15 protein-coding genes are annotated in these 17,441 nt (G+C 46.7%); 4 read left to right on the top strand and 11 right to left on the bottom strand.

The genetic code is table 11. The annotated features are described in order from the left end of the window. Genes D2V93_RS02680 through D2V93_RS02700 form a run of 5 tightly spaced genes read right to left on the bottom strand, consistent with a single transcriptional unit; the run spans position 1 to position 4,336 of the window. Positions 1-609, bottom strand: a complete 609-nt coding sequence (locus tag D2V93_RS02680) for a hypothetical protein (RefSeq protein WP_119618284.1) — start codon at positions 607-609, stop codon at positions 1-3. Beyond that, positions 599-1,834 carry a DNA (cytosine-5-)-methyltransferase gene (gene dcm / locus D2V93_RS02685; RefSeq protein WP_119618285.1) on the bottom strand — a complete coding sequence of 412 codons (1,236 nt, stop codon included), beginning with the start codon at positions 1,832-1,834 and terminating at the stop codon, positions 599-601. Before dcm ends, D2V93_RS02680 begins: the two co-directional genes overlap by 11 nt. Before the next feature lie 15 nt (positions 1,835-1,849). Continuing rightward, positions 1,850-2,338, bottom strand: a complete 489-nt coding sequence (locus D2V93_RS02690; RefSeq protein ID WP_119618286.1) for a GDYXXLXY domain-containing protein — start codon at positions 2,336-2,338, stop codon at positions 1,850-1,852. Beyond that, the gene (locus tag D2V93_RS02695) at positions 2,325-3,389 is read right to left on the bottom strand and encodes a DUF4401 domain-containing protein (RefSeq protein WP_245978072.1); all 1,065 of its coding nucleotides are present in this window, start codon (positions 3,387-3,389) and stop codon (positions 2,325-2,327) included. Before D2V93_RS02695 ends, D2V93_RS02690 begins: the two co-directional genes overlap by 14 nt. Next, complete coding sequence (locus D2V93_RS02700; protein ID WP_119618288.1) at positions 3,386-4,336, bottom strand: DUF2157 domain-containing protein; 951 nt, start codon at positions 4,334-4,336, stop codon at positions 3,386-3,388. Before D2V93_RS02700 ends, D2V93_RS02695 begins: the two co-directional genes overlap by 4 nt. Positions 4,337-4,529: 193 nt before the next feature. Between D2V93_RS02700 and D2V93_RS02705 the strand changes: the two genes are divergently transcribed. Beyond that, a complete protein-coding gene (locus D2V93_RS02705; protein ID WP_119618289.1) occupies positions 4,530-5,123 on the top strand; it encodes a hypothetical protein in 594 nt (197 codons plus the stop codon). A gap of 28 nt (positions 5,124-5,151) precedes the next feature. On the opposite strand, the gene D2V93_RS02710 is transcribed toward D2V93_RS02705, so the two are convergent. From D2V93_RS02710 to D2V93_RS02735, 6 genes are all read right to left on the bottom strand, one after another. Next, the gene (locus tag D2V93_RS02710) at positions 5,152-6,111 is read right to left on the bottom strand and encodes a hypothetical protein (RefSeq protein ID WP_119618290.1); all 960 of its coding nucleotides are present in this window, start codon (positions 6,109-6,111) and stop codon (positions 5,152-5,154) included. A 138-nt stretch (positions 6,112-6,249) separates the two neighbouring features. Further along, entirely contained in the window at positions 6,250-7,881 is a 1,632-nt protein-coding gene (locus D2V93_RS02715) for a S41 family peptidase (RefSeq protein ID WP_119618291.1), read from the bottom strand. Then, positions 7,865-8,359: a ribonuclease P protein component gene (gene rnpA, locus D2V93_RS02720; protein ID WP_119618292.1), complete on the bottom strand. Its 495-nt coding sequence runs from the start codon at positions 8,357-8,359 to the stop codon at positions 7,865-7,867. Before rnpA ends, D2V93_RS02715 begins: the two co-directional genes overlap by 17 nt. 286 nt (positions 8,360-8,645) lie before the next feature. Beyond that, positions 8,646-10,496 carry a M1 family metallopeptidase gene (locus tag D2V93_RS02725; RefSeq protein WP_072876436.1) on the bottom strand — a complete coding sequence of 617 codons (1,851 nt, stop codon included), beginning with the start codon at positions 10,494-10,496 and terminating at the stop codon, positions 8,646-8,648. A gap of 2 nt (positions 10,497-10,498) precedes the next feature. Continuing rightward, positions 10,499-12,148 carry a S8 family peptidase gene (locus D2V93_RS02730; protein WP_119618293.1) on the bottom strand — a complete coding sequence of 550 codons (1,650 nt, stop codon included), beginning with the start codon at positions 12,146-12,148 and terminating at the stop codon, positions 10,499-10,501. 25 nt (positions 12,149-12,173) lie between these two features. Continuing rightward, a complete protein-coding gene (locus D2V93_RS02735; protein WP_072876432.1) occupies positions 12,174-13,040 on the bottom strand; it encodes an MBL fold metallo-hydrolase in 867 nt (288 codons plus the stop codon). A gap of 228 nt (positions 13,041-13,268) precedes the next feature. Here D2V93_RS02735 and D2V93_RS02740 point away from each other — a divergent pair, with 228 nt between their 5' ends. The 3 genes from D2V93_RS02740 to D2V93_RS02750 all read left to right on the top strand — a co-directional run bounded on the left by D2V93_RS02740 (position 13,269) and on the right by D2V93_RS02750 (position 17,418). Next, a complete protein-coding gene (locus tag D2V93_RS02740) occupies positions 13,269-15,122 on the top strand; it encodes a cation:proton antiporter (RefSeq protein WP_119618294.1) in 1,854 nt (617 codons plus the stop codon). Positions 15,123-15,231: 109 nt separating this feature from the next. After that, positions 15,232-17,001: an SLC13 family permease gene (locus tag D2V93_RS02745; protein WP_072876428.1), complete on the top strand. Its 1,770-nt coding sequence runs from the start codon at positions 15,232-15,234 to the stop codon at positions 16,999-17,001. A 165-nt stretch (positions 17,002-17,166) separates the two neighbouring features. Continuing rightward, positions 17,167-17,418 (top strand): hypothetical protein, encoded by a 252-nt coding sequence (locus tag D2V93_RS02750; RefSeq protein ID WP_147377348.1) that lies wholly within the window; start codon positions 17,167-17,169, stop codon positions 17,416-17,418. Positions 17,419-17,441 lie beyond the last annotated feature (23 nt).

Consider the following 17,441-nt stretch of genomic DNA (forward strand, 5'->3'; position numbering starts at 1 on the left):
TCAGACCAACCGTTTTGCCACCCCTATTTGTTCCAAATACGCCAATCTTAAGATCAGGTTTATCGGTTTTTCTGCTTTGTTTTGGGTCGAAAAATAAAGAAGCCCTTCCTTTTTTGGACATAACTTTTCCAGGATGAACTTTCCGTGGAGATTCGAGTTGTTCTGCACCAATTGTTCAAAGAATTCCCTCGACAAGCCCAGCGTGGACAAGTGCAGGATGAGTTTTTCTCGGTTCACAAAAGTGATGTTGCATGAAGTGTACACCTTGTCCACATCAGAAAAAATGCTGGTCACCAAGGCATAAAAATGGGTCTTTTTGGATACATCGAACAGCCAACCCTGCTTCTTCGTGCCCTCTTTTTCATAGAAAAGCTCAAAGGCAAATGTGGGCAAGCTCTCGTTCACATAATCCAATTGGGCCTTTTCATCCACATAATAGGGGACATTTGCAAGCTTGTCCTTTAGGACGAGGTCTATGCCCTGCAATTGCTGTCTTCTATCGGAAATCCGCTCAAAAGCATACTTTTTCAAGTGTTTTTGATAGTAGGAATCCAATAAGAAGGCGAGTTGTTTTTCTTTGGAAAGATCGGTTTTGAAATTACTCTTCAATTTGGGATATGTTCCGGAACAGGGCAGAACCTATCTGCTCCACAATGCCCACCACCAAGGCATTTCCCATAAAAAATGCTCGTTTGGCATCTGGGATTCCATCCAAGAGGGTGTGATTGTCCGGAAACATGTTCAACCGTTCCAATTCTACTGGGGAAAGTCTTCGCAGTCCCTTGGAGGTCTGGACCACGTGCTTGAACCGGGACGGGGACTTGCCGCCCTCTCCGGTTATGATAGTTCTGGAAGGTTGATCGAGTGCATCGGGAAACACCATGCTTCCCTCACTATAATGGTATTCAAAACCGGCCTTGGTTTGGCGGGTTTCTTTTTTGGAGCCTTTTAGATACTCCCATTTGTGTAATTCTTCCTGCTCAATGAACAAATCAGGACTGGCAGAACCATTTTCCAGAATATCCGAGAGCAATGTCCGTCTTCCATCATAGGAAGGAGCCGTTTTTAATGTGGAAACCTTTCCGTTGACACAAATTCCGGTATTCAGGAAAGGGGAAAGCCCTTTTTTGGCATTGAATTGTTCGGAAAGTTTTACCAAATCCGCATCCAAACTAAAGGATACGACTTTTTGCGAAGTTTTTTCCACGGGAAAAGCGGAAGCAATGGTCCCTTTTTTCAAGATCCAATCTTTGGGCCTTGTTTTTTTTAGTGATTTGAAAATAGGGGTCGATTTGTGGTATGCCAGAAAAAAAACGCGCCTTCGGCGCTGAGGCATCCCATACTCGGCCGCATTGATCACGCGCCATTCCACGGCATACCCCAATTGGGAAAGGCTGCTCAACATCACGGCAAAGTCACGGCCCCGTTGGGTGGACGGCGATTTCAACAATCGGTCCACATTTTCAAGAAAAAGGTATTTGGGCTTGTTCTTTTTTTCGGAAAGAATGCGGTGAATGGACCACCAAAGCACTCCTTTTTTACCGATAAGCCCTTTGGAATTTTTTAGGGAGGTGGCCACGGAATAGTCTTGGCACGGAAAACCGCCCACCAAAATATCATGGTCGGGAATCAAGGACGAAGGAATCGTCTCAATATTGGCATTGGAATGGTTGGAAGCCCCAAAACGGGCCTCATAGACCAAGGAGGCATGCTGCATTTTAGTGGAGGGTTCCCATTGGTTGCTCCACACTACTTTGTAGTGCCCTGTTTTTTCCAATCCCAGACGAAAACCGCCTACCCCGGCAAAAAGTTCACAGACCTTGAGTTCTTGCATGCCCAAAAATAGGATTTATTCCAACTTTTTTAAATTATCATCATACAAACCGACGAGGAGACTGTTTCCCTCATCATCCACCCGGATCCCCCCATACTTGGCATTCTCATATTTTTCTGCATCCCCTTCCTGAAAGAAATAGGATTCCGCCCCAATGTTTATGTCCCACCAATTCCCTTTGGTGTATCTGATGGGAAGCTCGTTCGGTTTCGCCTTTTCCCCCTCGGCCAAGAATCGGATATGCTGCACAACGCCCGAAGCATCGGGTTCAAGGGCACAATAGCCACGTTTGGGAATATTGTCAAGGGCCATTTCGCTGGGCAGTTTGTAGCGCAGGTCCATATAGTCGCCCTGCATCAGCGAACGAGGGTCCGCAGGGGCCAGCTCCATAAAGACGAGGGTTCCCTGCTCCAACAGCTTTTCCTTTTGCACTACGGAATAGTTGAAATATCCCAAAAATAGCAGTAGGTTGACCAGTATAATGATCCAGCTATACTTCTTCATCGGTCTTGGTCATTTGGGTGAAAAAAAAGTAAAAAACCAGGAACACTAGGCCGGACGAAAACAGGATGATGGATTTGGTGAGCAAGGTCATGGACAGGTCATAATAATATTGGATCACAAAGTAGATCAAGGCAATGATCCCGATGACGAAGCCCGTTTTGTAATTGACCCAAAAACTGAGCAGAACAATCAGCAAAGCTCCAGAAATGGCCGGTGCAAATAATGTGGGCAACAGGGTAAAAAAGCATAACGTCAGCGTCAAAACCTTCTTTTTGCCTACAACGCCAAACCTTTTCAACACCTTTGATGCCAAATACAGTATAAGGCCAATGGACACCACGGAGGATATCCAGAGAGAGCGACCAGAAATCGGGGCAAGCCCATTTTTTCCAACCGCCACAAGTCCAAAAAGCAGGCAAAAAACCAACCCGATGCGCAAAGGACCGCTCAGTTGGGCCAGTTTTCGAGAGTTTGTCAACAGTTTGGCTTCATTCAAAAAGCAAAAGGTAAGGAGGACCGTATAAAATAGCAGATAGCCATGGATGGCATCGGGAATGTTGTAGGACATGATCAAAAAGAGCATGGCCGCACCTATGGTGATGATGGAAATAAAGGAAATGACATAGTTTTGGGTGATGGCCAAACTGCCCAATGCCATTAGGATGACCAATAGGGCAACATGATTCTCATCCACCTCCAAAGAAGCCAATCCCAAAGCAAAGAGAATGACCCCGAGCACATAAAAACACACGCTGAACGTATCCAGGATGAAGCTGTTGTATGTCCTATCAATGACAATGGCCACGGCAGCAAGGACAATTCCCAAAAGCAGCATTCCCCATACAGAATCATAAATACCGAGTATAAAAAGGAACACCACAAAGGCCAAAGTGGCAAGTAGGCCTCCAAAAATGGAAAGAATTTTAATGATTACGTTCGAGTTTTTGCCCTCCTTTTCCCCATATTCGGAAAGGATGGCAGCTTCATCGTACTGGAACCGGTTCCCTTCAGTGATCCGAATGGCGTCCATTATTTTTTCGAGGTGCTTCATGTGTTCCATTTCTTTTGAAGGCCCAACAAAGTCTTGATCAACAGCGTGATGCTTGCAATTATGAACACCCCGATGGCAAAGAGCATGCCCGCGTCTTCAGAAATGTTAAGCAGGAAGGCACAGCAGATGATGATCAGGCCAAAGGGAATGATGGATAGGTAAAAGAGGCTTTTTATTTTCAGGCCATACCTTATCCCCACTCCGAACAATGCAATCGTGGAAATCAACAGGAGCACAAACGACGGGTTGGCCTTATCGAAGATTCCTCCGGAAACGCCCACCGTGCCAATGGTCACCACTGTCATTGCCAACAAGGAAGTGAACCAAGCGGGATAGTCCTTCTTTTGGGTGAATCTGGGAAGGATGAGAAAGACCAAAAGGAACAAACTATTGATGGCAAAAAGCAACAAAGAGAGCAACGCCCCGTCCCAGTCGTGGGCCACTTGTTCCGCATAAAGAATCAGGGTAATGTTGATAAGCACAATAAAAACCACCCATTGCGGGGAAAAATTGGAAATAAGGGTCCAAACAGCAATGGAAAGGGTCCACACCAGAAAAAAATCATAGGCATTGGCCCCAGTTTGGTACACTTGTCCAAAAACGGCCCAAAGAACGCCCACCAAAACCGATGCCCCAACAAGCATTGTTTTTTTGAACAAAGGGCTGGTCTTTATCAGAAAAAGGCACAAAAAGACGAGGACAACAAGCCCCTCGATAAGTCCAAGCTTTGCAAAACGGTGCAGTTGGGCCCAATTGTAGGCAAAAAAGAAAACAATGCCTGCGGTACTAAAAGAAATCCCGAGCCCCAAAAGCAGCAACGATAGAAACTTGCGCCATGAAGGTTTGTTGGAATAGACATGCTCCTCCAGGAACTTGGCGACCCCACCTTCGGACCAATTGCTGTTTTGAGCAATTACCTGTATGTCGTCCCGATTGATTTTTGGCATTAAGAATCAAATATGTAGTGGAAATGTATGAAAACCGAATGAAATAAAAATGTAAAATTGATGGATGCAGGTTTTCGGTTGATCAAAACTGCCATTCCATAAACCCAAACAGGGGCTCTGTCAATTGGCGGCCTCTCGATAGGACATTTTGAGCTACTTTTCGCGGAAACGATCCCCTAAAAAATAGTCGACCATGAAAACCACCGTTCTTATCATCATTTTACTTTTGGCCTTCCCATCGTGCCATAGCCCCAAAAAGGGTTCAAATACCCAGACAGAAGACAAAAAGGCTACCACGGCACAGTTGTCCCAAACCACCGCTCCTGAGAACTCAGGGCAAGACACTGTATCAAGCCAAGAAGAAGAGTACACGGAAACGGATGATGAGGGACGCATTTATAACCCCTATGACTTTCCTTTGGAAGTGGAGTCGATCAAAGCCCTTTTGGGCCACGATATTGTAATTGACACCAAATATTTTGAAGATGAGTACTATCCTGAAGGTTATACTTTTACAAAAATCACCCATAAGGATACACAAATAGCCTTTTACGATGTCTTGCAGGGAAAGCACCGGGCGCACATCACCACTCCAAAACTATCCGTTCTGGGAGGCATAAAAATTGGGACCCCGAAGCAGGAATTCCTCAAGGCCATGCATTTTCGTGATGCGAACGCCGAAAAGTTCAACATTTTCAATCTGATGGATGAATATGGTGCGATGACCTTTTCCTTTAGGAAAGACACCTTGTTCCTGATAGATGGATATTACGAAGAAGGCGATTAAAAAACCACAAAACCAACCCCAATCAGATTTATCCAAACAGAGGTTGGATAAAATTGGCAACCACGATTACAGAAAAAACAAATAGCGTAAAATAGAACAGGAGGTTGATGAATTTGGTCATGCCCTCGTTTTCCAAGTTTTCCGCAAGACGGGAGATGTTCGGGTTGGCCGGTAGGTACATGATCTCTAGTTTTTCCAGATCGGATAGTGCAGCTGTTTCCAGTTTCCCTACAATTTTTTTATCACTTCCCTCAAACAACTGTTTTGTGCTGTCCCTAAAAGTATATTCGAAGCCGACGACGGGATTGTCATTCACAAGGGTGCCGGTGTCCCAGTATCTTTTGATGGTTGCCGTTGCACCGAGACCTTGGTAGAGCAGGTCCCAGTTTTGGGCTTGGTTTCTTCCGCTCACCACCAATCCGATCCGTTTGAAGAGGAAATGAAGAAAGATGGCCGCTCCAAAAAAGATGGCCCACATTTGCCACAATTCAGATGCCCTAAAAAGGGACTCATACTTTTCCGGATCGACATTGATCCTGGAAATGGCTTCCCCGATCAAAAAGTAGCACCCAACGACATAAAGAACGGTCATTGAACAGCAAATGACCATATACGCAAAGGAAATGCGGCATGCTCCGGTAAAAAGGAGCACTGGCCCTTTGGGTCTTTTGGCCAAGTTCAACCCAATGGGAATCTTGCCATCGGGCTGAAACCGGTTCAAATGGGGCATACTGTCCCATATCCTGATTTTTCGATGTATGGGGTGGCCCGACAAATTTTCAAAGAGGACCAATAGCTCCAAAAGCGGTTTTTTTCCAGCCTTCAGAGTGGTCACCGATAGTATGGTCGCTTCTTTTTGGGTTATGGAACCGCTTTTTTGATTGTTCCAAATGCAAAACGATCTCACAAAGCATCTGGAAAGTAGTTTGTAAAACCAGAACAAGAGGACAAGGCCGACCAAGGACAAGGTGATCACGGTATGGGACATAGGCAAGTTTTCGGTTAAAATAGCAAACAAAGACTATGTGCAAACCGATAAATTGACGGTTACGGCTTATGAGTTGACGGAAGTGCCGTTTGGGTTATCCTGTGACGTTCAGGCTTTCAAAACAGATGTCCAGCTAACCTAGTTCAACAGGCTCTTATATTTCATGGCGTCGGCAAGAAGCCCTTGGGCGGTCAGTATGGCATCATCCTTCTGCAGATAATGCTTGTAGAGGCCTTCCCTGTAGAAATATCGGGTAATGATTTCGTCTTCCAGGCTTTTTTGGATTTCGGTCCTGTACGAATCCAGTGCAGAAATTTTCCCTCTGTTTACCGCCAAGAGGAGGTCTTTGTATTTTTCCTGCACATCTGGACCCAAAAGGGAATCGTCCGCATTGATGGACTGTTCCAAAAGTTCTTCGGTCTTGGTCTGGAAGGTGAAGTTCTGTTCCGCCACATATTTTTTGAACGCAGCATAGTCCGCATCGGAAAAGGTAAAGCCATCAACCTCATCAAAAGAATGGTCGTAGTAGTAATTGGTGGCAAAATCAAAGATGATGTTGTTGGCATGAAGCGCATCGATGAGGGAGTTGGTCCTCAACGAATTGATGCCCACATCGGGCATAACGCCGCCACCATCCCATACCTTTCGTCCATTTCGGGTGGTAAATTCCTTAAAATTGGTGTTGCGGACTGCATTTCCCCCCTCGTCCCTGTTCCAATAGTCCAGTGATTGGATGCAACGCCCCGATGGGGTATAGTATCTGGAAATGGTCACCTTCAGCTGTGTGCCATAAGTGAGCTTGAGCGGACGCTGCACGAGCCCCTTTCCAAAACTGCGGGCCCCCATGACCACGGCCCTATCGAGGTCCTGTAGGCTTCCCGAAACGATTTCACTTGCCGAGGCACTTTTGCCGTCAACCAGGACCACCAAGGGAATTTCCAGGTCTTCAGGCTGGTTTCTGGTCCGGTACTCTTGGTTGAATTTTTTGACCTTGGATTTTGTGGTCACGATCAATTCCCCTTTTGCCACAAACAGATTGGTCACGTTGATGGCCTCAGAAAGCAAGCCACCGGGATTTCCCCGAAGGTCCAGCACCAACCTTTCAGCCCCTCGTCCCTTCAGATCCTGCATTGCTGATTTGGTTTGGCTAGAAGCCTTTGCATTGAAACGTGAAAGGACGATGTAACCTGTTTTGTCATCGATCATATCGTAAAAAGGGACGGCATCCACTTCCACGCCCTCTCGGGTTATGGTAGCGGTCCTGGTTTCCCCTTGCCGCAGAAAGGTGACTTCGACCGCTGTGTTATTAGCTCCTTTCAGCAGTTCTCCAGCATCGTCGTCAAAGTCAGAGACCTTGGTCTCCCCGATCTTAACAATCTCATCTCCGGCCTTTAGGCCGGCCTTGTCCGCGGCATAGCCTTTATAAGGCTCCACGATGAGCAGTTTGCTTTCATAGGAACGGATAAGCGCGCCGATGCCCGAATATTCCCCGGAGTTGTTGATCTTGAAGGCCTCTACGTCCTGTTCGTTCAGAAAACGGGTATAGGGGTCCAGTTCGTCCAACATATTCTTGATGGCCGAATCCATGAGTTCCGCTGGATTGGTCTCGTCCACATAGTTCATGTTGAGTTCCTTGAAGAGCGTGGTGAAGATTTCTATCTGTTTGGCAATCTCGAAAAAATCGCTCTTGAAACTGAAACTGCTTGCCCCGACCAGGATCGCTGCCGCCAAAAAGGGAACAACAAGCTTTTTTTTAAGGATTCTTCTCATGGGATTCTTTTTTTAGAAAGGCCAGCAACAGCTGTTTCATGGCCTTTTCCACATCATTATAATCAGGCATCTTATGGCCAAGGTATAAAAATATGAACGCAAAATTTCCTTCAATGTTGTTAAAAATAAGGGGTTTGTTCAACCTATAGGCCTCCCGTAACAACCGTTTGATGCGGTTACGGTCAACGGCACGCTTGAACTTTTTTTTGGGGGCCACAACGGCAACTTTGACCGGGACATCCTGCTCGGTAGAGGTTTTGGCATAGATGAGCTTCAAAGGCGGTTCGCGCAGGCTCTTTCCTTCTGTAAAAAGGGTCTCGAAGAGCTTTTTGCTCTTTAAACGCTCTTTTTTTGCAAAGGTCAGTCTTTGGGTGTCCCCTTGAGGGGACCTTAGGGGTGTTTTCCCATTACTACTATCAGGGTTTTCATTTTGCATTTCAGAAACAATTTGCTGTAAGGTCAACAAAACACTGAACATATTGTTTTTTTACCTCACTATCCTGTAACCGAATCAAATGTACACTTACTTTTTCTAGATGGCGTTCCCTTTGTGCATCCTTTATCGTATTTAAATTCATGGGATGCCCCATCAATTTCAATAGCGAGTTGCAGTTCATGACAAAAAAATAATCAATTCAAACAAAAAAATAATGTGGTAAAGTACACCCCTAAGATCCCCTCAAGGGGACAATATCTGGGGTTGACCAACAAAAAAGGCGGCACAAATGGCCGCCCTTATTATGTTTTTATTGGGAAGAGAGGTTTTATTCCTCCGCTTGATATACATTGTTCTCACCATCCACGTCGGCCATAAGCTGCGAAGGATCTATAACGATGGCCTTTACATTCTCCAATGGCATGTCGAGTGTGAACTCATAAGAAGGGTATGCCCAGGGCCAATCATCTAATACGGTCCTTTTTAAATCGGGATAAGGATTGTCCTTTTCCCCGAACATCATCCGCAAGGGGATGTAAAAGGTTTCTTGGGAACCGTCTTCCCCGACCACCAAAATATCCAAGGGCATGGGCATTTCCCCGATACGCTCCAAAGAGACCTTGGTCTTTTCGCCATCGGCCTCAACGCTTTTTATGCCGTAATCGATGGTGTTGGTCGTTTGGGTCCAATCGGTGAGGTACCAGTTCAGCTCCATACCGGAGACCTTTTCCGCAGTCCTTTTGATGTCGTTGGGCACAGGGTGCTTGAACTTGAAATCATCATAATATTTTTTGATGGTCTCCATGAGCTTGTCCTGCCCAATGATGTAGCCCAGTTGGGAAAGGAAAATAGATCCCTTGCTATAGGCCGATATGCCATAGGCAAAATTGGTAGTATAGCGATCGGCATGGGTGCTCTGTGGCTTTTCCAGACCTGAGTTTACCAAGGCGTAGTAACCCCTGTACGAGCCTTCGAAGGGATTTTGCTTTTCCTGCTGCATGATCTCGTTCATGCAAAGGCTACTGATGAAGGTGGTAAAGCCCTCGTCCATCCACTCGTGCTCGGATTCGTTGGTGGCCAATACGTGCTGGAACCATGAATGCGCCATTTCGTGTACCATCACCCCAACCAGGCTTCCTAGTTCCCGTCCGCCGGTGACCAGTGTACTCATGGCATACTCCATTCCACCATCACCGCCCTGCACCACGGAATATTGCTCATAGGGATATTTTCCGATGTTCTTGCTGAAAAAGGCCATAGCCTCTGCGGTTTTGGGCTGGAGTTTTTTCCAGTTTTCTATGATCTCGGGGTTGTTCTTGTAGTAAAAATGAAGTGTAGGTCCGTCTTCCATTTCAAGGATGTCATGGATGTATTCCGGGTCGGCCGCCCACATGAAATCGTGCACGTTTGGGGCCTTAAAGTGCCATGTCAGGGTCTTGCCCTTGGTCTTCACCTTGGAGCCGGGGGTTTCATAACCATGCCCAATTTCTTGGGGGTTTTGTAAGTACCCCGTTCCACCCACGGTATATTCCTTGTCCAAAGTGATCTTTACGTCAAAATCACCCCACACTCCGTGGAACTCCCGGGCAATGTATGGGTTGGGATGCCACCCCTCAAAATCGTATTCCGAAAGTTTGGGGTACCACTGGCTCATAGAAAGCGCCACACCCTCACTGCTGTTCCTTCCGGCACGCCTTATCTGAAGGGGAACCTGCCCTTTGAAGGTCATTTCCAAGGTGGTCTTTCCTCCAGAGGGAATGGGTTTGGCGAGGTCTACAACAAGAATGGTCCCTTCTTCCTTGAAAGAAACAGGTTGCCCGTCCTGGGTAAGGGTCTCTGCATGCAGATAGCCCATTTCGCTTTCAGAAAGGGTAGAAATCCTGCTCTTGCCACCCTCCATCATCCGATTATCAGGGTCCTTTATGTTCTGTAGCCTGATGTCCATCTCGCTTCCGGGTTGGAAGGCATTGTAATACAGATGGTAGAATACACGGCCCAGCTCGTCAGGGGAATTGTTGGTATAGACCAATTTTTGTGTTCCTGTATATTGATAGGTTTTTACATCCATGTCCACATCCATGGTGTAATCCACATGCTGTTGCCATTGGCCACTTTCCTGTGCGGTCATTAAAGAGGCACTGGCCAGTACTGAAAAGAAGAAAAAGCGTAAACGTTTCATAGTTATTTGGTGTTACTGTCGAGGGTCATTTTGCCTTTAGAGATGTTATCCGCCAAAATTAGGGCATTGTAGGCATTGACCATTTTTCCTGATTTGGAGATTTTGTCAAAAGTAGTCGCTTTGGTTTCGTCTCCGGCCACGATGACAGAAGCCTTTGAGCGAAGTCCCGATTGCATGATGATGTTTTTGATCTGTGGCGCCGAAAGGTCAGGGTAGTGTGACCGTATGAGCGCTGCTACACCGGACACGGCTGGAGCTGCCATGGAAGTTCCGCCTTGGAACTCATATTCGTTGTTCGGCATAGTGGAGTAAATTTTATCACCAGGGGCAAAAACATCCACATTTTGCTTTCCATAATTGGAAAAAGTCGCTACCATTTCGGAACCATAGCTGCTGGTGAGCGCACCCACGGTAATCACATTGTCCACAAACTCGGTGCTACCGAACCTATGGTCGTTGGGATAGTTCGGGTTTTCGGGATCGTCAAGGTCCTCACCGTCGTTTCCAGCGGCATGTACAATCAATACATCCCTTGAGGACGCATATTTGATGGCGTCATAAACCCATTCCGATTCAGGCGAAAAGGACTTGCCAAAACTACAATTGATGATGGACGCCCCATTGTCCACAGCATATCGGATGCCCAAGGCAATGTCCTTGTCATATTCATCCCCATTGGGAACGGCCCTTATGCTCATGATCTCCACATTGTTGGCTACCCCATTGGCCCCTTTGCCATTGTTTCTCGATGCGGCGATGATTCCGGCCACATGGGTTCCATGGCTTTCGGTCTTGACCAGGTTTTTGGGGTTTCCGTTACCATATGGAATATCCGTGATGTCGTACGGGTCATCACCGACAGGGGTCCTTCCGTTAAAATCCTTATTGAGGTTATAATTTACCTGATCGGTGAAATAATTTATGCCTTCTGTAAGCTCATCGATTACTTTTGGGATGCTTTCACCATAGGTGAACATTTGTGTGAGCACGGCAACGCTTTGCTCCATTTGTGCGGTTTTTGGCTGAATGGCAACTAGATCCTCCTTCGTGTAGGAGTCCTTGCCCAATTCTTCCTTGACCGCAGCGTCCGCATTTTTCACCACTTGGAAAATCTGCTCGTACTGTTGCTTGTTCTGAAGGGCCTGTGGATATTCCTCATCCAGCAATAGCCTTGCCTTGGCCCTATCCGATGCATCGCCGATGTTCAAGCGCAGCATGCGGACGTATTCCAACTGCTCATTGTAGGCATCGCCCAAAAAGTTATATCCGTGGATGTCGTCCACATATCCGTTGCCATCATCGTCCTTGCCGTTATTGGGAATCTCGTCCCTGTTGGTCCAGAGCACGTCCTTCAGGTCCTCATGTTCAAGGTCCATACCGGAGTCCAGAACGGCCACCACTATGGTCTTGCCCTTTTTGTTCTTGATGATCTCGTTGTAGGCCTTGTCCACGCTCATCCCAGGAATAGTGTCCAAGATGAGATCTGCATGGCCCCAATTTTTTTCCTCAGCCTCGGTAAGCTCAGAAATCTTTAAGGGTACGGTGTCAATGTTTTCAATAGGGGTAGATACCAATGAAGTGGCCCCACAGCCCATCAAAAAGACAGAAGCCGAGGCAGATATGAATGATAATTTGCGATATGTGCGGTTCATAAAATATGTTTGTAAAAGTAAATCTCTATTGTGTTTTAAACAGTTCATCAAATGAAAACGACTCGTTCAGCCTTGCCCCTTTTTCGGTTTGTTGAAGGGTACAGAGCTGGTTGTGGGCATCATGTTCAAAGAACAAAATCCAATCGTTTTCCACGGCATTTTCCAAAAATTTGAGCTTTTCCTGCAGCGTAAGCAAGGGCCGGGTGTCGTATCCCATTACATAGGGAAGGGGAATATGGCCAACAGTGGGTATCAGGTCCGCAACGAAGACCACGGTCTTTCCTTTATAGGAGATATGTGGAAGCATTTGCTTATCGGTATGGCCATCCACAAAGTGGATACCGAAGCCGAGTTCGGAGTTTTTCAAAAAAAAGGCTTCGCCCCGATCTATAAAATGGAGCTGGCCACTTTCCTCCATGGGCAGCAGGTTTTCTTTTAAAAAGGAGGCCTTTTCACGGGCGTTGGGCTTGGTGGCCCATTCCCAGTGGGCTTTGTTGGTCCAGAATCGGGCATTCCTGAATGCCGGTTCGTATCCCGTCCTGTCCTTGTTCCACTGGATGCTCCCCCCACAATGGTCAAAATGGAGGTGGGTCAGGAAAACATCGGTAATATCATCCCTGTGGAACCCTGCTTTTTCCAAAGAACGGTCCAAGGAATGGTCTCCCCAGAGGTAATAGTAACTGAAAAATTTTTCCGATTGCTTGTTCCCGAGACCATTGTCTATCAATATGAGTTTGTCCCCATCTTCGACCAAAAGACATCTGGCCGCCAGGTCTATCATGTTGTTGTCATCAGCGGGGTTGGTCTTGTTCCAAATGGATTTGGGCACCACGCCGAACATGGCCCCACCATCCAACTTGAAATTACCGGTCTCTATGGGATAAATCGTCATTTAGAAAACAAATGGCATGCAAAATAAGAAAAGCGCCATCCAAAAGAACCATAAAAACAATTTTATTGGCCGTATTTTAACAAAATAGCAGTTGAGGGCTTTCTTGGGACGGCACTAAGAAGTGCAGTTCGGACCATAATGGCCCGACAGTCAATAAAAATCCAGAGGTTCTGCGGGGCCGGGTGGCTATGTAAAAGAAAAGCAGTAAATTTCAAGAAAACTTAAACAATGCTGGAACTTGCGGGAATCATTATTCTTGGCATTATTGCACAATGGGTGGCCTGGCGATTCAAATTGCCGGCCATTTTGCCTTTGATATTGATTGGGTTGTTGGTGGGGCCAATCGCCACTTTGTACACGGACGACGGGTCAAAACTCATAGAGCCGATATGGAACGGGAAAAAAGGGCTTTTTCCCGGAGAGGGGCTGTATTATTTTGTTTCCCTCGCCATCAGTGTCATTCTTTTTGAAGGAGGCCTGACCCTAAAACGTGCGGAGATTTCAAATGTGGGCCCCGTGATCACCAAATTGATCACCATTGGCTCTGTGGTCACCTTTTTTGGTGCTGGAGTGGCCGCACACTATATTTTTGGGCTTTCATGGCAGATTTCCTTCTTGTTTTCCGCATTGATCATCGTTACGGGGCCAACGGTCATTACACCGATATTAAGGAACATTCCCTTGAAAAAGGACGTGTCGGCCATCTTGAAATGGGAAGGGATCCTCATAGACCCCATTGGGGCCCTTGTGGCCGTATTGGTGTTTGAGTTCATCAGTGTGGGAGGGGGGCAGGCCTTTACCATCACAGCGTTGGTGGAATTTGGAAAAATCATTCTTTTTGGGACCACTTTTGGGTTCACTTTTGCACATGCCCTTGGCTTTGCCATAAAAAAGAACTTTATCCCCCACTATCTTTTGAATGTGGTATCACTATCCACGGTGCTGCTTGTTTTTGTGGAATCGGACATTTTTGCGCATGAATCGGGACTGTTGGCCGTTGTGGTCATGGGGATGGTGCTGGGCAACATGAACCTGCCCAACCTAAAGGAACTGCTCTATTTCAAGGAATCGTTGAGCGTGTTGTTGATATCCATCCTTTTTATTTTATTGGCCGCGAACATCGACATTGCAGACCTGGAACTGATCTACAACTGGAACACCGTGGCATTGTTTGCAGTGGTCGTTTTTCTGATCAGGCCGCTGGGCGTTTTTTTGAGCGCACAGGGATCCAACCTTAAACTCAACGAGAAACTTTTTATCGGGTGGGTAGGCCCACGAGGTATCGTTGCTGCCGGTATCGCTTCCCTTTTTGGATCTAAACTGTTGGCCAATGGAGAGCCGGGTGCGGAGTATATTACCCCGCTGGTGTTCATGATCGTGTTGGGAACGGTACTCTTGAACGCCACCACGGCAAGATTGTTCGCCAAGGTCATCGGGGTCTTTTTGAAAAAATCGGAAGGCATCATCATTATTGGGGCATCGCTTCCCTCCAGATTGATCGGAGGCTATCTACAAAAGAACAAACGGCACGTGGTCCTCGTGGACAATAACAGGACCAATGTGGAAAAAGCACAAAAGCATGGGCTTGAGGCAATAGTTTCCAACATTTATTCGGACAATCTCACCGATTATATTGAATTGAGTGATGTGGGCTATTTGATGGCCCTCACGGGAAACTCGGACATCAACCAATATGCCATAGACTCCTTCAAGGACCAGTTCGGAGAAAACGGTTCGTTCAGACTGGTAAACTCCGAGGAGATGAGCAATCCGGAGAGCAATCCGAAGGAAGGCCTCTTTTCGCATACGGATGATTATATCACATTGACAGAGGCCGCCAGAAAAAATCCGGTTGTACATGAGATTGCTTTAAAGGACAACGAGCACTATGAAGGGTTGATAGAGATCACGAAGGCAGACAGGGACATTGTGCCCATTTTCCTCAAAACCCCTGAGGGAGACTTGCAGATCATCTCTTCCAACAGCTTGGATTTTACAGACATAAAAGAGGGGTACAAATTGGTCTATCTAGGAAAGGAACTGGAGGTGGCCAAAGAGAACAGGACCCCTGAAACTGCTTAACTTTTTTTCATGGAAAGTCCAAGCTCAAAGAACAGTTGCCTGGGGCTGCCTTTCCCCAAATTGAAAACAAAGGGGCGTTTAAAAACGGAACCGTAATGGAGTAGACTCTATGGGCAGCGATCTGATCATCACCATTGTTATTATTTGTATTGGCATTGTACTCTTCATCAAGGACTACTTTTCCATAGACACCACGTCAATTATCATCATGGCGCTGTTCATAGTGGCAGGTGTCCTGAGCCCCAAAGAAGGCTTTTCTGGTTTTAACCATCCGGCCACCTTGACGTTGGGGTGCATGTTCGTGGTAAGTGCCGGGGTGTTCAATTCGGGAATCTTGGACGGGCTCAGCCAAAAGATCATCAAACTTGCCAAGATACATTATAGCATAGCCCTGATCACTTTTTGTTTGATTGCAGGCATGTTCTCTGCCTTTGTGAACGATTCTGCCGTTGTGGCCCTGCTATTGCCCATTGCGCTTACGGTATGCAGAGAGACCAAGATTGCCCCGGGCATGCTGCTGATTCCCATTTCCTTTTCCGCACTTTTTGGGGGCACCTGCACCTTGATCGGAACGTCCACCAATATTCTCGTGAGCAGTTATGCCGAGGAATATGGACTGGAAGGTTTTGGCATGTTCGAGTTCAGCTTGGCCGCCCTGTGTTTGGCGACGATAGGGTTTGCCTATATTTTTTTTGTGGCACCACTTCTCTTGCCCAAGGCCAAAAAAGAACAGGACGTACTTACCAAAGAAGCGGAAAAGTACATTACGGAACTGTTGGTGGAAGAGGGCTGTCCCGATATCAAGAAACCGTTGTACAAGTCCAAATTGGTCAACGACCATAATGTACAGGTGTTGGCCATATTGAGAGAAGGCTCGCTCAAGAACAATATTGGTCCCGAAACATTTATACTGGAAGGGGATGTGATGAAGGTGATAATGCCCCCAAGAACGCTGAACAGTATCCGGGATTTAAAAGGCTATAGGATCAAAGGGAACAAACAAATGGGTGAAGTCGAGTCTGAAAAGCACATCTACGAGGTGATTGTGCCCTTTGGCTCACGACTGACAGAAGGCTCGCTCCGCACGCTCAATTTTAGAAGGCGATACAACTGTTCCGTCCTTGCCATTAGGCAAAGGGGCGAAATTTTGTACGAGAAATTGCCCGATGTGAAACTGATGGAAGGGGACATGTTGCTGATACTGGGCTCAGAGGCCGATATGGAGGAATTGGTCGCCCAAAACCTTGTGGTGGCCCTTTCTGAGCACAAACAGGGAAAAACCGATTACAAGAAGGCCATTCCCGCACTCATTATTGCTGTTGGGGTCGTATTGGCTGCTTCCTTGAACCTGACTTCCATTTTGATCAGTAGTATGGTGGGCGCCCTATTGTTGGTCGCGACCTCCACCTTAAAGCCGAAAGAGGCCTACGAAGCCGTGGAATGGAAAGTGATCTTTATGATGGCCGGGGTACTTTCTATGGGCACGGCCCTTGAAAAAACAGGGGGCGCCGAAAAAATAGCCGCTTTTATACAACAGACCTTGGGAAGCTATGACGCCCAGATCACACTCAGTATTCTGTACCTGATCACTTTTTTGAGCACCAATGTGCTCTCCAGTAAGGCCACTGCGGCCCTTATGTCCCCGATAGTGATCAGTCTTGCTGCGGCCATGGGGGTCAGTGAACGGCCTTTTTTGGTGGCGGTAATGTTTGCCTGTTCCCTAACGTTCATGACACCCGTGAGCTACCCCACGAATACCATGGTCTATGCGCCCGGGAATTACAGGTTCAATGATTTCTTGAGGGTGGGTACCCCATTGAACATCATCATCTGGATCGCGGCCACATTTGTGATTCCCTATTTCTTTCCGTTCAAATAGAGCTGAACTATCAGGGGGAACAACCTCATAAACCATCAAAAAAAAAATCAGCCATCAATTTATATTGGGGATCCGTCAAATGGTTTGGGGCATCCATCAATTTACCGATTAAGGAAATAAGGGTTTCAGGTATTTTTAGACATCAAACAAATTGAATCTAAAAAAATGAAGAAAATTCTACTTCCATTATTGGTGTCCACCTGTTTGTCCATAGGCTGTTCCAATGAAGATGATGGCACAAAATGTGAGTCGTGTACCTCTCAGGCGGGCACAACATTTAGAATTTGTGAAAACAGCAATGGAGACTATAAATTGGTCACAGGGGACGAGTCCAGGACTATTACTAAGGAAGAAATGGAAGGCACCACCCCAACTGCTGTTGTCCAAGAGGCATGTGCAGCAGACCGCCCCTTATAAGCTAAAAAAGAGAAAGTAGGAAC

This window comes from Flagellimonas taeanensis (genome assembly GCF_003584105.1).
GTDB lineage: Bacteria > Bacteroidota > Bacteroidia > Flavobacteriales > Flavobacteriaceae > Flagellimonas > Flagellimonas taeanensis.